This window comes from Burkholderia sp. FL-7-2-10-S1-D7, assembly GCF_001524185.1.
Classification (GTDB): Bacteria; Pseudomonadota; Gammaproteobacteria; order Burkholderiales; family Burkholderiaceae; genus Burkholderia; species Burkholderia diffusa.
This window is the reverse complement of the sequence record NZ_LOWY01000010.1, coordinates 169,741-183,964: the sequence shown is the minus strand read 5'-3', so window position 1 is coordinate 183,964 and position 14,224 is coordinate 169,741. Positions and strand designations below refer to the sequence as shown.

Sequence of the window (14,224 nt, the reverse complement as noted above, 5' to 3'; positions counted from 1 at the left end):
GCAGCCGCTTCGCTGCGCTGTCGCGCTTCCTGCCGTCGGGCCGAGGCATCGCGATCGGCGTGCCGTTCCTGTGGCTCACGATCTTCTTCGCGCTGCCGTTCGTGCTGGTGTTCAAGATCAGCTTCGCTGACCAGGTGATGGGCATCCCGCCGTACACGTCGCTCCTCGAGATCAAGGACGGCGTCGTGCACTTCGCGCTGCAGCTGTCGCACTACGCGTTCCTGCTGCAGGACGACCTGTACATCGCGACCTACCTCAGCTCGCTGAAGATGGCCGCCGTGTCGACGCTGCTGTGCCTGCTGATCGGTTACCCGATGGCGTACTACATCGCGCGCTCGGAACCGGGCCGGCGCAACGTGCTGATGATGGCCGTGATGCTGCCGTTCTGGACGTCGTTCCTGATTCGCGTGTACGCATGGATCGGCATCCTGAAGGATGACGGCCTCCTGAACCACACGCTGATCGCACTCGGCATCATCCACACGCCGCTGCGCCTCTATCACAGCGACGCGGGCGTCTACATCGGGATGGTCTATTCGTACCTGCCGTTCATGGTGATGCCGCTGTATGCGCACCTCGTGAAGATGGATCTGACGCTGCTCGAGGCCGCGTACGACCTCGGCGCGAAACCGTGGGTCGCGTTCACGCGCATCACGCTGCCGCTGTCGAAGAACGGGATCATCGCCGGCAGCCTGCTGGTGTTCATTCCGGCGGTCGGCGAGTACGTGATTCCGGAACTGCTCGGCGGCGCCGACACGCTGATGATCGGCCGCGTGATGTGGGACGAGTTCTTCAACAACATGGACTGGCCGATGGCGTCCGCGGTGACGGTCGCGATGGTGCTGCTGTTGCTGGTGCCGATGGCGCTGTTCCAGTACTACCAGGTCAAGGAACTGGAGGAAGCGAAATGATCAAGCCGAGCAAACCGCTGTCGACAGGCGTTCTCGCCTTCGGCTTCCTGTTCCTGTACATCCCGATCATCAGCCTGGTCGTCTACTCGTTCAACGAGTCGAAGCTGGTGACGGTGTGGTCGGGCTTCTCGCTGAAGTGGTACGCGGCGCTGTTGCAGGACGACGAGCTGCTGACCGCCGCGTGGCTGTCGCTGAAGATCGGCCTCCTGACGGCCACCGCGTCGGTCGTGATCGGCACGTGGGCGGGCTTCGTGCTCGCGCGCTTCGGCCGCTTCAAGGGTTTCACGCTGTACACGGGGATGATCAACGCGCCGCTCGTGATTCCCGAAGTGATCCAGGGCATCTCGCTGCTGCTGCTGTTCGTGGCGCTGGAGCAGATGTTCGGCTGGCCGAAGGGTCGCGGGATGGTGACGATCTGGATCGGTCACGTGATGCTCTGCGTGTCGTACGTGGCGATCATCGTGCAGTCGCGCGTGAAGGAGATGAACAAGTCGCTGGAGGAAGCGGCGCTCGATCTGGGCGCGACGCCGCTGAAGGTGTTCTTCGTGGTGACGCTGCCGCTGATCTCGCAGGCGCTGCTGTCGGGCTGGCTGCTGTCGTTCACGCTGTCGATCGACGATCTGGTGCTGTCGGCGTTCCTGTCCGGGCCCGGCTCGACGACGCTGCCGCTGGTGGTGTTCTCGCGTGTGCGTCTTGGCCTGAACCCTGAAATGAATGCACTCGCGACGCTGTTCATCACCGCCGTGACGATCGGCGTGATCGTCGTGAACCAGATGATGATCGCGCGCGAGCGACGCCGCGTGGCCGACATGAAGGCGGCGTTCGCGGCGGCCTGACTTCCCGCTTCCCGTTCCATCGATAACAAGACCCGCGCGCCGCGTGATGCGGCGCGCAAACCGATCACACATTGACAGGCCCACGACAAGGAGAATCCGCAATGAAGAAGAAACTGATCTGCCTGCTGGTGGCCGGCGCGTTGCCGGGCATCGCGCTGGCCGACTCGACTTCCGCCGAAATCAAGGCACTGCAAGCGCAGGTCGCCGCGCTGCAGAAGCAGATGAAGGCCATGCAGGCGCAGCTCGCCGCGAAGCCGGGCGGCGCGCCGGTCGCGCAGGCCGGCGCGACGGCCTCGGCCAAGCCGGCGATCGTGGCCGCCGATCCGTCCTCGCCGGACTACGGCCGTGCCCAGGCCACGCTGACCAACGACGAAGTCAGCGAAATGAAGCAGCAGATCGCGAACCAGCAGCTGAAGGTCGACTCGCTGACGGACGCGGCCAACACCGGGCCGCTCGCGGGCCTGTCGGTCACGGGCTACATCGACCCGACCTACATCTACAACCGCGCGGCCGGCACGTCGTCGTTCCTGTTCGCGAACCACGAAAACGCGTACAACTACTTCAACAGCACGTTCGGCGATCTCTACCTCGACATCAAGAAGACCTTCGGCGTCGGCCCGATGGCGCCATCGGCGGAGATCACGCTGATGCCGAACCGCGGCAACGGCATCACGCTGCTGCAGAACTCGCGCGGCTCGATCACCGACAACCTGCTGAACACGGCGGTCGTCAACGTGCCGATCACTGCCGAAACGACGCTGGTCGCCGGTTTGATCCCGAGCTTCGGCGGCTACGAGGTGCAGCAGTCGAACCAGATGCTCACGCTCACGCACAACCTGCTGTACGATTTCTCGGATCCGGGCAGCTACGTCGGCGTCGGCGCGAACTACACGAAGGGCAACTGGGCGTGGAAGTTCTTCCTCGGCAACGAGCAGTACCGCACGTACGGCTCGGTCACGCAGACGGGCACCAATGCGCTCGGCGACCCGATCAGCACGAGCAACAAGGTGCCGACCTTCACCGCGCGCGCGGACTACACGTGGTCGAGCGCGCTCGATATCGGCGGGTCGTTCAACATCGGGCGGCAGACGCTGGCGAGCGCGATCGATGCGAACGGCGTCGTCCACTACGGCCCGGGCGGTGCGGCACCGAGCGCCTACGGTTCGTTCTTCTTCGGCGAACTCGATGCGACCTACACGCTCGCCGATATTCAGTACAACGCCGAAGTCGACTACGGCCGGCAGCAACATGCGGCGTACAACGGCGGGCTCGCGCAGTGGTACGGCCTGTCGCTGCTCGCACACCGCAAGTTCAACGCGCCGGTGGTCGGTCGCATGGGCGTGACGCTGCGCTACGACCTGCTCGCCAACACGAAGAACGGCGGCGGCGGTGGCGGCATCGCGCTGAACGGCAACGGGATGGATCCGAACAACGGCTTCGGCGTCGACGCGGACTGCCTCGCGATGTCGCAGGCCGGCGGCGGCCTGGGCTTCGAGTGCAAGGGCGCGGTGCGCCAGGACGTCGCGCTCGACCTGCTGTTCTATCCGACCCAGCAGATCACCGTGAAGGTCGAATACCGGCACGACTGGGCAAACAACAAGGTGTTCCTGCGCAACGACGGCTCGTACGGCAAGTCCAACGACCTGCTCGCGACGCAGTTCATCTATTCGTTCTGATGCGGGCCGCGCGGGACGCCGTGCCGCGTGCATGGCGTCCCGCATCGTTTCACCCGGCCGGATCGCGGTGCGTCGCGCACCGGCGCCGGCCGTCCTCGAGGGAGTCGGTTTGATGACGCAGTCTTTCACCCGCCGTGCCGACGCGCTCGCGCGCGACTCGTACTACGAAGCGACCGCCGCGCGACCCGCGGCCGACGATCCCGTGCTGGAAGACGCGATCGACGTCGACGTGTGCGTGATCGGCGCGGGCTTCGCGGGCCTGTCGACGGCGCTCGACTGCCGCGCGCGCGGGCTGTCGGTCGCCGTGATCGATGCGCACCGGCCCGGCTGGGGCGCGTCGGGCCGCAACGGCGGCCAGGCGATCACGGGCTTCGCGAAAGACGAGGTGATCGAGCGGCAGCTCGGCGCCGCCGGCGCGCGTGCCGCGTGGTCGCTGTCGCTCGACGGCGTCGCGCTGATCGCCGAGCGCATCGCGCGCCACGGCATCGACTGCGACTTCACGCGCGGCTACCTCACGGTCGCGACGAAGCCGCGCCGCATCGACGACCTGCGCGCATGGATGGATGCCGCGACGTCGCGCTGGGGCCATCCGTCGCTGTCGTGGCTCGACACCGGCGCGATTCGCGCGCGCATCGCGTCGTCCCGTTATCTGGCGGGTGTCTACGATCCGCTGTCGGGCCACCTGCATCCGCTCAAGTATTGCCTGGGCCTCGCCGATGCCGCGCGCCGCGAAGGCGTCGCGCTCCATGCGCACACGCCCGCGCTCGACGTCGTTCGCGGCGCGCGGCCGGTCGTGCGCACACCGTCGGGCGAAGTGCGCTGCCGCTTCGTCGTGTCGTGCTGCAACGCAGGCCCCGGCGGCATCCTGCCGGCCGCCACCGCCGCGCGCATCGCGCCGATCGCGTCGTACATCATTGCGACCGAACCGCTCGGCCGCGCGCGCGCAGACGCGCTGATCGCGCAGCGCGAAGCCGTGTGCGACAACAACTTCTTCCTCGACTACTTCCGGCTGTCGGCCGACCATCGCATGCTGTTCGGCGGCCGCGCGAACTCCGCGGGCGCGTCGCCCGACACGCTCGCGGAAACGATCCGGCAGCGCATGGTCGGCGTGTTCCCGCAGCTCGCCGACGTGCGCGTCGACCACGCGTGGGGCGGCTTCGTCGACGTCACGCGCAACCGTGCGCCGGACTTCGGCGCGATCGATCCGAACTTCTTCTACGTCCAGGGCTTCAGCGGGCACGGCGTCGCGCTGACCGGAGTCGCCGGACGCGCGATCGCCGGCGCGATCGCGGGCGACACGCGCGCGTTCGACCTGTTCGCGCAGCTGCGCCACCGGCGCTTTCCCGGCGGCGACGCGTGGCGGCAGCCCGCGCTCGAACTCGGGATGCTGTACCACCGCGTGCGCGAGCTGTTCTGAGTCCCCTTCATTCGCTTTCCTGATCATGCAGACATTCGCCAACCAGCCGCACGTCGCGTCGTACTACGCGGCGACCGCCAACGATACGACCCGCCATGCGCCGCTCGCCGGCGCGACCGACGCCGACGTGTGCGTGATCGGCGCGGGCCTCACCGGTTTGTCCGCCGCGCTCAACCTCGCCGAGCGCGGCCATTCGGTGACCGTGCTCGAAGCGTCGCGGGTCGGATGGGCGGCGAGCGGGCGCAACGGCGGCCAGCTGATCGGCGGCTTTGCATGCGACATCGACACGTTCGGCAACTTCATGCCGGAAGGCGACGTGAAGCGGATCTGGGACATGGGGCTCGAAACGCTGTCGCTCGTGAAGTCGCGCATTGCGCAGCACGACATCGACTGCGCGCTCGTACCGGGCTACCTGACCGCCGCGAACACCGAGCGCGACGCGGATGCGCTGAAGCGCTGGCGCGACGAGGCCGCGAAACGCTTCGGCTACGACCGCTTCCATTTCGTGGAAGCGGACGAGCTCGGCGACTACGTGCAGTCGGCGCGCTATCGCGGCGGCCTGTACGACCCCGACAGCGGCCACCTGCATCCGCTGAACTACACGCTCGGGCTCGCGCGTGCGGCTACCGACGCAGGCGTGCGGATCCACGAGGACAGCTGCGTGACGCGCGTGCGCGACGTGTCGGGCGGCCACGTCGTCGAAACCGCCCAGGGGCAGGTGCGCGCGCGCTTCGTCGTGCTCGCGTGCAATACGTACGTGGGTTCGCTCGCGCCCGCGCTGTCGAAGAAGATCATGCCCGTTGGCACCTACGTGATCGCCACCGAGCCGCTCGGCGAAGCGCGCGCCGCCGCGCTGATGCCCGCGCGCGCGGCGATCTGCGACAGCCGCTTCGTGCTCGACTATTTCCGGCCGGCGCCCGACACGCGGCTCGTGTGGGGCGGCAAGGTCAGCTATTCGACGCGGGAACCGCGCGATCTCGCGGCGGCAATGCGCGCGGACATGCTGAAGACGTTCCCGCAGCTCGCGGACGTCAAGGTCGACTACGCATGGGGCGGCTTCGTCGACATCACGATGAACCGCGCGCCGCACTTCGGGCGCGTCGCGCCGACGATGTACTTCGCGCAGGGCTTCTCGGGGCACGGCGTGAACACGACCGCGCTCGCGGGCAAGCTGATCGCCGAGGCGATCGACGGCCAGGCAAGTCGCTTCGACCTGTTCGGCAAGATCCGGCATCGCGACTTCCCCGGCGGCGCGACGCTGCGCACGCCAGCGCTGGTGCTCGCAATGAGCTGGTACCGGCTGCTCGACGCGTTCGGCATGCATTGAGCGGAAGAATTGGCGTACTTTGCGGATCGTCGCGGATCCGTGGTGCGTCACACGCCGGCCGGGCGCGCGCGGGACGCCCGCGCCGGCCGGCGAGCCGGCGCGCTGGTTGCGGTCAGTCGGCCACTTTCTGCCGCATCGTCACGAATTCCTCCGCTGCGGTCGGGTGAATGCCGATCGTGTCGTCGAACTGCGCCTTCGTCGCGCCCGCGCGGATCGCGATCGCGATGCCCTGGATGATCTCGCCCGCGTCGCGGCCGACCATGTGCGCGCCGATCACGCGCTGGCTGTCGCGCGCGACCACGAGCTTCATCAGCGTGCGCTCGTCGCGGCCCGACAGCGTGTGGCGCAGCGCCTTGAACGACGTGCGGTAGATGTCGACCTCGTCATGCAGGCGACGCGCATCGGCCTCGGTCAGGCCGACCGTTGCAACCTCGGGCTGGCTGAACACGGCCGACGGCACGTAATGGTGATCGGCCGCGACACGCGCGCCGCCGAACAATGTCCGCGCGAGCAGTCCGCCGTCGCGTGTCGCCACCGGGGTGAGCTGCGGCCGCGACGTGACGTCGCCGATCGCATGGATCGAAGGCACCGACGTCGCCGAATACGCATCGACGGCGATCGCGCCGCGCGCGTCGAGCACGACGCCCGCCTGTTCGAGCCCGAGCCCGTCGACGTTCGGCACGCGGCCGGTCGCGTAGAGCACCGCGTCGTACGGCCCGTGCTGCGCGTCGCCGACACGCACGGAGAGCGTGCCGTCGTCCGCGCGCGCGATCGATTCGACCACCGCGCGCGCATGGATCGCGACGCCCTGCTTGGTCATCTCGTCGGTCAGGAATTGACGCACGTCGTCGTCGAAGCCGCGCAGGATCTTCTCGCCGCGATAGAAGAGATCGACATGGCTGCCGACGCCGTTGAAGATGCCCGCGAACTCGACCGCGATATAGCCGCCGCCGACCACAGCGATGCGCGCGGGCAGCTTCGCGAGCGACAGCGCCTCGCGCGACGTGATCGCATGCTCGATGCCGGGCCGCGGCGGCAGCGACGGGCGCGAACCGGTCGCGATCGCGATGTGGCGCGCACGGAACGTGCGTTCGCCGATCGCGACGGTATGCGCATCGACGAGCGTCGCGCGCCCTGCGTGCATCGCGACGCCGGATTGCCGCAGCAGGTTGATGTAGATGTCGCTGAGCCGGTTGATCTCTCGATCCTTCGCGGCGATCAGCGCGGGCCAGTCGAGCGTGCCGGCGCCGAAGGTCCAGCCGAAGCCCTTCGCGTCCTCGAGCTCGTGTGGATAGTGCGATGCGTAGACGAGCAGCTTCTTCGGAATGCAGCCGCGCAGCACGCAGGTACCGCCGATCTGCTCTTCTTCCGCTATGCCGACGCGCGCGCCGTATGACGCCGACATCCGGGCGAGCCTCACGCCGCCGGAACCGGCCCCGATGACGAACAGGTCGTAGTCGAAGTCCATCGCAAGCCCTCATCACAGTTCGGATGACGGCACGATAGCAAGATTCGGGAATTCGTGTGGGCCGTGGCGCCGCAGGACGCGCGCGCCACAAAAAACGGCGAGAGACGTTGCCTCTCGCCGGTCAAACCAGCTGCCGGGTTTGCCATGCGTCACCGATCGACCACATGCCCGGCCTGCCGGCCGCGCGGCACCGGTCCGCCCGGGCGCGCGAGGGGCGCGCCCGCGGCGGGACCGGCCGCCATGCTCAGGCCTGCGACGTGTCGCTGCCGTCCGTCGCCTGCGTATCGTCTGCCTGCTGCGGCTGCTCTTCCTTCTTCTCGAGCATGCCTTCGATCGCCTCGGCGCCCTTGAAGCCGGCGACGGCCGCTGCCGCCTTGGTCAGCAGACCCGCATCCGGATCGAGCTTTTCCGCGCCTTCGACGGCTGCCACTGCGCCAGCGATTTCACCCACGGTGTTCAGGATACCCATCGTCATCCCCTTTCAAGAAAATCGTGAGCGCATCGTCCCACGAAAAAAAACCGGCAGACCGTGTTTGTCATCACCGGATACACAAGTTACGCACCAGACCGGCCGCACGCGAAACGTACGACGGAACGATGCCCGCGCGTGCGTTGCGGCACACGGCGGACCCTGCACGCAGCGTAGCGGAATCGCTTCGCGCGCACTGTCAAAGTATGTTCTGGAATGCCGACGGAATCCTTACGGGTTGAGCGTTCCCGATGGAGCGGTCGCTGAATCGTCGTCCACGCACATGAAGGTCGCGTGACGAAAAAAAAGAGGCTCCCGCGGGAGCCTCTTCGATGCGCGCCGAGCCTGGGCCGGCGCAGGCATGCCGACTTTCGTCAGAAGATATTGCGCAGGCCGATCGCGATGCCGGTCTGGTTGCTGCGACCCGGCAGTTCGACGTTCGCCGCGCCGTTCGTCTTGTTGAAGTCGACGGTGCCGTAGACTTCCGTGCGCTTGCTGAGCGCGTATTCGGCGATGCCGACGATCGCGTAGCGGTTGCCGCTCGCGAGCGTGCCGTTCGCGGTCATCGCGTTGCGCATGTGGTCGTAGTAGAACGCGCCCGTCAGCGTCAGCGGCGTGCTGACCTGCCAGCTCACGCCCGCGAACGGACCGTCGTCGATCCGGCCCGTGCCCTTCGCGACCGGAATCGACTGCTGCGCGAGCAGGCTGTCGACGAAACCGGTGTCGTCCTTCGAGCGCAGGTAGCCGGCATAGACCTTCGCCTTGCTGAACGCGTACACGACGTTCGCGTGGTAGATCGTCTGCTTGCGTGCCGAGTTGTCGCTGTTCTGCTGCGCGCCGGCCGCGATGCTGAGCGGGCCCATCACGTACGACAGCGACACGCCCCACGCATTGCCCTTGCCGAGCGAGCCCGGGATCTGGCCCGAGAAGCCGCCCGCGCCGGTCGATTCGTAGTTCGTACCCGTCGAGTACATCGCCTTCGCGGTCAGGCCCGCGAACGTGCCCGAGTACTTGATCTGGTTGTCCGCATACAGGCCGCCGCCGAGTGCGACCGGCAGCCACGCATTTTCGAAGTAGTTGCCGACCGTCAGCGGATCGTAGGTGTCTGCCAGCAAGTCGAAGAGCGGCGTCTTCTGGCGGCCGAGCGTCACCGTGCCGTACGGGCTGTCCAGACCGACGTATGCCGCACGGTTGAACAGGCGGCCGCTGTCGGCGAATGCGCCGTTCTGCAGGTTCACGCCGCTTTCGAGCTTGAACACGGCCTTCAGGCCGCTGCCGAGGTCTTCCGTGCCGTAGATGCCGAAGCGGCTGTTGGTGATCGCGCCGTTGGTCATCGACAGCAGGCCGTCGTTCTTGGCGTTTGCATTGGTCAGGTAGCGGACGCTGACGTCGGCGACGCCCCAGAGCGTGACCGAGCTTTGTGCGGCCGCGTACTGGCTGGCGAATGCGAGCGCGGCGCCCCCTGCGATGGCTGCGAGTCGGGTGGTCTGCTTCATGAGCTTTCCTTTTTTTAGGTGTCTCCGTTCATTGCCGGCCGCGTGCGCAGCCGGGTGGCGATCGCGCACGTTCATGGCGTGCGCGATGTGGGCTGAATCATATGACGACTGCAATCTCTGAAAGAAATTGAAACGCGCGGTAATCGCACGACTGTCGCCCGGGAACAACGTTTCCCGTCCCGGGCTTGCCTCGCGCGCCGTCAGGCCGTTTGCGCCACCCCGTCGCCGTCGCGACCATCGTCGCCGCCGTTCCCCGCGCGACGCCACGCGCGCCGCACGATCTCCGCGAACGCGCCCGCAAGCAGCAGCACGGCGCCCCACAGCGCGACGTCCGGCGCGAGCCGCGTCGCGAGGCCGCCGACCACCGCGCCGGCCAGGAAGCAGAAGCTGATCGTCGCGAGCAGCGCCGAGTCGTGCAGCGCACCCGCGTCGTAGCGCGGGATCAACCCGACGAACAGCTTCTGCGCGGCACGCCGCAGGTTGCCGGTCGTCATCACCGACGTGTACGACAGTTCCTCGAGATGGGTGAACGACAGCGTCTGCAGCGTCGCGACGAACGAGATGCCCGGAATCAGCCACGCGCTCGACGCGCCGACGAGGCCGCTCGCGGCGACGCCGAGAAACGCGATCTCGACGATCAGGCTCGCGAACGCGGTGTGCCGCATCCAGCCGCGCTGCGCGGCGAGACCGAGCAGGTGCGCGACGAACACCGCGATCACGAAGCCGACGAGCGGCGGCACGTGATGCAGCGCGGCGGCCCATTCGCCGGCCGACAGGTTGATGCCGAGCAGCGCGACGTTGCCGGTCATCGTGTTCGCGAACACGTGGCCGTGGCCGACGTACGTGTACGCGTCGAGGTAGCCGCCGGACAGCGTCAGCAACGCGGCGACGGTGAGATTTCGGCTGGCGCCGTCGAGATCCATCGATCCTCCCGTTAATATTCGCGCCAGTATGCGCGACGGGAGATGGCCTGTCCTTCGCTCACTGCCCGATGCCGGTGAGCCCGATCAGCGCGCCGCCCGCGAGCAGCCACAGCGGATGGATGCGCGTGCGCCACGCGAGCACGGCGCATGCGGCCGTGATCCCCCACTGGATCGCCGTGCGGTTCGACGCCTCGGAGATCAGCACCGCGCTGGCCGCGACGAGCCCGACCGTGACCGGCATCAGCCCCTGCTGCACGTAGCGGCGCCACGGCCGGTCGCGAAAGCGCTCCCATGCGTGCAGCGCCAGTACCGTGACGATCGACGACGGCCCGAACTTCGCGATCGACGCGACCAGCAGCCCGGCCCAGCCGGCCACATGCCAGCCGACCAGCGACACGATCATCATGTTCGGCCCGGGCGCCGCCTGCGCGAGCGCGAACAGCGCGGTGAACTCGTGCGCGCTCATCCAGTGGTGCACGTCGACGACCTGCCGCTGCATCTCCGGCAGGATCGTGTTGCCGCCGCCAAATGCGAGCAGCGAAAGCTGGCTGAAGATCGTCGCGATCGCGATCAGCGTGTCGTTCATGACTGGCCTCCGTCGCGCGCGGCGGCGTGCTGCGGTGCCGGCGTATCGCGGCGCCGCGACGCGAGCCAGATGCTCGCGGGCGTCAGCACCAGCATCGTGGTCAGGAGCGGCATGCGCAGCACCGCGATCGCGACGAACGCGAGCGCCGCGATGCCGGCCGCGGTGCGCGGCGCGTGCCGCAGCTGTTTCGCGACCTTCACGGCCATCGCGACGAGCAGGCCCGCGGCCGCGGCCGCGAGCCCGCCGAACAGGTGCTGCACACGCGGATCGCCCTGCGTCTTCGCATACAGCACGCCGAGCGCGACGACCACGAGCGTCGGGCCCGCGATCAACCCGAGAATGCCGGCGAACGCGCCCGCGACGCCGCGAAAGCGCATGCCGACGGCGACCGACAGGTTGATCACGTTGCCGCCCGGCAGGAACTGGCACAGCCCGAGCAGATCGGTGAATTCGTCGGCGGTGAGCCATTTGCGCTCGTCGACGATCGTACGCCGCGCGAACGGCAGCGCGCCGCCGAACGACATCAGGCCGAGCGACAGGAAACCGGTGAACAGCTCGGCGAGGCCGATCCGGCGCGGGGACGCGGCGGGCGGCGGAGAAACGGATTGCATGGGGGTCCTCATCAAACGGTGCCCCGAGGTTACCGCCGTTCCGCACCCCGGCAAAACGATTTTATCGGCGCGCCTTTGTGATCTAGAATCACAAGCATGGCACGCAACCTCCCGCCCTTTTCCGCGCTTCGGGCCTTTGAAGCGGCGGCACGACACGAAAGCTTCAGCGCCGCCGGCGACGAGCTGCATGTGACTCATGGTGCCATCAGCCGGCAAATCGCCGGGTTCGAGGCGTGGCTCGGCAAGCCGGTGTTCCACCGCTACGGCAAGCGCGTGAAGCTCACCGACGAAGGCCGCCGCTATCTGGATACCGTCCGTGCCGCGTTCGACAGCATCGCGCTCGCCACCGAGCAGCTGCGCAACACCGGTGCCGCGCGCGTGCTGCGCATCAATGCGCTGCCGACCTTCGCGATGAAATGGCTGCTGCCGCGCCTGTCGCGGTTCCAGCGCGACGTGCCGAACGTCGAGCTGAAGCTGTCCACGTCGAACGCGCCGCTCGACACGCTCGACGGTTTCGACGTCGCGATCCGCCGCGGCCCCGGCCACTGGCCGAACTGCACGAGCGGCCACTTCCTCGACGAAAGCGTGATTCCGGTCTGCAGCCCCGCGCTGCTCAAGCGCGCGCCAATCGCCCGGGCGGACGATCTCGCGCGGCACGTGCTGCTGCATTCGGATACGCGGCCGGAAGGCTGGCGCGACTGGTTCGCGGCGGCCGGCGTGACGATGAAGGGGCGCAAGCGGCAGTCGTTCGATCACTTCTACATGGCGCTGCAGGCGGCTGTCGACGGGCTGGGCGTCGCGCTCGGCCCGCTGCCGCTGATCGACGACGAACTCGCGAGCGGCCGCCTCGTGATGCCGCTGCCCGGGCCGCGCATCGCGACGCGCAGCTACTGGTGGATCGCGCCGGGCGCGCCGGCCGACGATACGCTCGTCGCGCAGTTCTGCGCGTGGCTGCAGGCGCAGTCGAATATCGGCGCGTAAATACGGGCCGGCGGGCGGCATTGCACCGCCCGCTGCCGGGTCAGACCACCGGGCCCGGTTCCTTTTCCTTGCGCAGGATCGCGTACAGGATGATTGCGCCGAACGTCGCCGTGCCGATCCCGCCGAGCCCGAAGCCGCCGAACTTCAGCGAGAAGTCGCCGGCGCCGAGCACCAGCGTGACGGCCGCGACGATCAGGTTGCGGTTGTCGGAGAAGTCGACCTTGTTGACGACCCAGATCCGCGCGCCCGTCACCGCGATCAGCCCGAACACGACGATCGACACGCCGCCGAGCACCGGGCCCGGAATCGTCTGGATCACCGCGCCGAACTTCGGCGAGAAACCCAGCCCGATCGCGATCAGCGCGGCGACCGCGAACACCAGCGTCGAATAGATCCGCGTGACGGCCATCACGCCGATGTTCTCCGCGTAGGTGGTCACGCCCGTGCCGCCGACGCTGCCCGACACGATCGTCGCGAGCCCGTCGCCGATGAACGCACGACCGACGTAGCGGTCGAGGTTGGTGCCCGTCATCGCGCTCACCGCCTTGATGTGGCCGAGGTTCTCCGCGACCAGGATCACCGCGATCGGCGCGAGCATCAGCATCGCGTGCGGATCGAAGACCGGCGCACGGAAGCTCGGCACGCCGAACCACGCGGCATGCGCGACGATCGAGAAATCGACCGGCTTGCCGAGGCCCATCCCGTTGGTGGCGATCGCATAGATCACGTAGGCGATCACCAGCCCGACGAGGATCAGCAGGCGCTGCATCATCCCGCGCGCGAACACCGCGACGCCGCCGACGCACAGCACCGTGACGAGCGCCATCACCGAGTCGAAGGTCGACGCCGACACGCCCTTGACCGCGATCGGCGCCAGATTCAGCCCGATCACCGCGACCACCGCGCCGGTGACGACGGGCGGCATCAGCGTCTCGATCCAGCGCGTGCCGATCGCCTGCACCAGCGCGCCGAGCGCGACGTACACGACGCCGCACGCGATGATCCCGCCGAGCGCGACGGGGATGTTCGGGTTCGGCCCGCTGCCGCCGTAGCCCGTCACCGCGATCACGAGGCCGATGAACGCGAAGCTCGAACCGAGGTAGCTCGGCACGCGACCGCCGACCAGCACGAAGAACAGCAGCGTGCCGATGCCCGACATGAAGATGCACAGGTTCGGGTCGAAGCCCATCAGCAGCGGCGCGAGCACGGTCGAGCCGAACATCGCGACGACGTGCTGCACGCCCATCGCGACCATCTGCGGCCACGCGAGGCGTTCGTCGGGGCCGACCACGCGCGCGGCGGCGCCGGTCGGTTGCACCCGCCAGCGCGGGAAGTAGGAATCGGACATGGGGAAAAGGGCTCCTGTCGAACGCCGGCTGCGGACGGTGCGCCGGTCTGGAATCTGGCGCGAGTTTACGGAGCGGAAATGGGGCTGGCAAGCGCGAACCGCCGGGGCAGCGGTCGTGCGGGCGGGCGGCGTGCCGGACGGCACGATCGCGCCGATGAAGGCCGACGAAGCCCGA

Annotated in this window: 13 protein-coding genes; 6 read left to right on the top strand and 7 right to left on the bottom strand. The window is 68.0% G+C overall.

What is annotated here, in order from left to right:
* The 5 genes from WS75_RS02825 to WS75_RS02805 all read left to right on the top strand — a co-directional run.
* Window positions 1-911, top strand: a 911-nt coding sequence (locus WS75_RS02825) for an ABC transporter permease subunit (protein ID WP_059679060.1), incomplete at its 5' end; no start/stop codon positions are given.
* A complete protein-coding gene (locus WS75_RS02820; protein ID WP_059679059.1) occupies window positions 908-1,747 on the top strand; it encodes an ABC transporter permease subunit in 840 nt (279 codons plus the stop codon). The genes WS75_RS02825 and WS75_RS02820, both read left to right, overlap by 4 nt.
* A gap of 101 nt (window positions 1,748-1,848) precedes the next feature.
* Window positions 1,849-3,423, top strand: a complete 1,575-nt coding sequence (locus tag WS75_RS02815) for a DUF3138 family protein (protein WP_059679058.1) — start codon at window positions 1,849-1,851, stop codon at window positions 3,421-3,423.
* Window positions 3,424-3,535: 112 nt separating this feature from the next.
* The gene (locus WS75_RS02810) at window positions 3,536-4,840 is read left to right on the top strand and encodes an NAD(P)/FAD-dependent oxidoreductase (protein ID WP_059679069.1); all 1,305 of its coding nucleotides are present in this window, start codon (window positions 3,536-3,538) and stop codon (window positions 4,838-4,840) included.
* A 25-nt stretch (window positions 4,841-4,865) separates the two neighbouring features.
* Window positions 4,866-6,167, top strand: a complete 1,302-nt coding sequence (locus WS75_RS02805; protein WP_059679057.1) for an NAD(P)/FAD-dependent oxidoreductase — start codon at window positions 4,866-4,868, stop codon at window positions 6,165-6,167.
* 112 nt (window positions 6,168-6,279) lie between these two features.
* On the opposite strand, the gene gor is transcribed toward WS75_RS02805, so the two are convergent.
* From gor to WS75_RS02775, 6 genes are all read right to left on the bottom strand, one after another.
* Window positions 6,280-7,635 carry a glutathione-disulfide reductase gene (gene gor / locus WS75_RS02800; RefSeq protein WP_059679056.1) on the bottom strand — a complete coding sequence of 452 codons (1,356 nt, stop codon included), beginning with the start codon at window positions 7,633-7,635 and terminating at the stop codon, window positions 6,280-6,282.
* A 244-nt stretch (window positions 7,636-7,879) separates the two neighbouring features.
* Window positions 7,880-8,104, bottom strand: a complete 225-nt coding sequence (locus tag WS75_RS02795) for a hypothetical protein (RefSeq protein ID WP_043185162.1) — start codon at window positions 8,102-8,104, stop codon at window positions 7,880-7,882.
* 374 nt (window positions 8,105-8,478) lie between these two features.
* On the bottom strand, window positions 8,479-9,600 hold the full coding sequence (locus tag WS75_RS02790) for a porin (RefSeq protein ID WP_059679055.1): 1,122 nt from the start codon (window positions 9,598-9,600) through the stop codon (window positions 8,479-8,481).
* A gap of 200 nt (window positions 9,601-9,800) precedes the next feature.
* A complete protein-coding gene (locus WS75_RS02785) occupies window positions 9,801-10,523 on the bottom strand; it encodes a YoaK family protein (protein WP_059679054.1) in 723 nt (240 codons plus the stop codon).
* Window positions 10,524-10,581: 58 nt separating this feature from the next.
* Window positions 10,582-11,109, bottom strand: coding sequence for a chromate transporter (locus tag WS75_RS02780; protein WP_059679053.1), 528 nt, complete (start codon window positions 11,107-11,109; stop codon window positions 10,582-10,584).
* A complete protein-coding gene (locus WS75_RS02775; protein ID WP_059679052.1) occupies window positions 11,106-11,720 on the bottom strand; it encodes a chromate transporter in 615 nt (204 codons plus the stop codon). Before WS75_RS02775 ends, WS75_RS02780 begins: the two co-directional genes overlap by 4 nt.
* Window positions 11,721-11,816: 96 nt before the next feature.
* On the opposite strand from WS75_RS02775, the gene WS75_RS02770 reads away from it, so the two are divergent.
* Entirely contained in the window at window positions 11,817-12,701 is an 885-nt protein-coding gene (locus WS75_RS02770) for a transcriptional regulator GcvA (protein WP_059679051.1), read from the top strand.
* Between the two features lie 40 nt (window positions 12,702-12,741).
* Here WS75_RS02770 and WS75_RS02765 read toward each other — a convergent pair whose 3' ends face one another.
* Window positions 12,742-14,049, bottom strand: coding sequence for a solute carrier family 23 protein (locus WS75_RS02765; protein ID WP_059679050.1), 1,308 nt, complete (start codon window positions 14,047-14,049; stop codon window positions 12,742-12,744).
* Window positions 14,050-14,224 lie beyond the last annotated feature (175 nt).

Coding starts and splice junctions, on each gene's coding strand:
- WS75_RS02820 (WP_059679059.1), top strand. CDS start 908: ATGATCAAGCCGAGCAAACCGCTGTCGACAGGCGTTCTCGCCTTCGGC.
- WS75_RS02815 (WP_059679058.1), top strand. CDS start 1,849: ATGAAGAAGAAACTGATCTGCCTGCTGGTGGCCGGCGCGTTGCCGGGC.
- WS75_RS02810 (WP_059679069.1), top strand. CDS start 3,536: ATGACGCAGTCTTTCACCCGCCGTGCCGACGCGCTCGCGCGCGACTCG.
- WS75_RS02805 (WP_059679057.1), top strand. CDS start 4,866: ATGCAGACATTCGCCAACCAGCCGCACGTCGCGTCGTACTACGCGGCG.
- gor (WP_059679056.1), bottom strand. CDS start 7,635: ATGGACTTCGACTACGACCTGTTCGTCATCGGGGCCGGTTCCGGCGGC.
- WS75_RS02795 (WP_043185162.1), bottom strand. CDS start 8,104: ATGGGTATCCTGAACACCGTGGGTGAAATCGCTGGCGCAGTGGCAGCC.
- WS75_RS02790 (WP_059679055.1), bottom strand. CDS start 9,600: ATGAAGCAGACCACCCGACTCGCAGCCATCGCAGGGGGCGCCGCGCTC.
- WS75_RS02785 (WP_059679054.1), bottom strand. CDS start 10,523: ATGGATCTCGACGGCGCCAGCCGAAATCTCACCGTCGCCGCGTTGCTG.
- WS75_RS02780 (WP_059679053.1), bottom strand. CDS start 11,109: ATGAACGACACGCTGATCGCGATCGCGACGATCTTCAGCCAGCTTTCG.
- WS75_RS02775 (WP_059679052.1), bottom strand. CDS start 11,720: ATGCAATCCGTTTCTCCGCCGCCCGCCGCGTCCCCGCGCCGGATCGGC.
- WS75_RS02770 (WP_059679051.1), top strand. CDS start 11,817: ATGGCACGCAACCTCCCGCCCTTTTCCGCGCTTCGGGCCTTTGAAGCG.
- WS75_RS02765 (WP_059679050.1), bottom strand. CDS start 14,049: ATGTCCGATTCCTACTTCCCGCGCTGGCGGGTGCAACCGACCGGCGCC.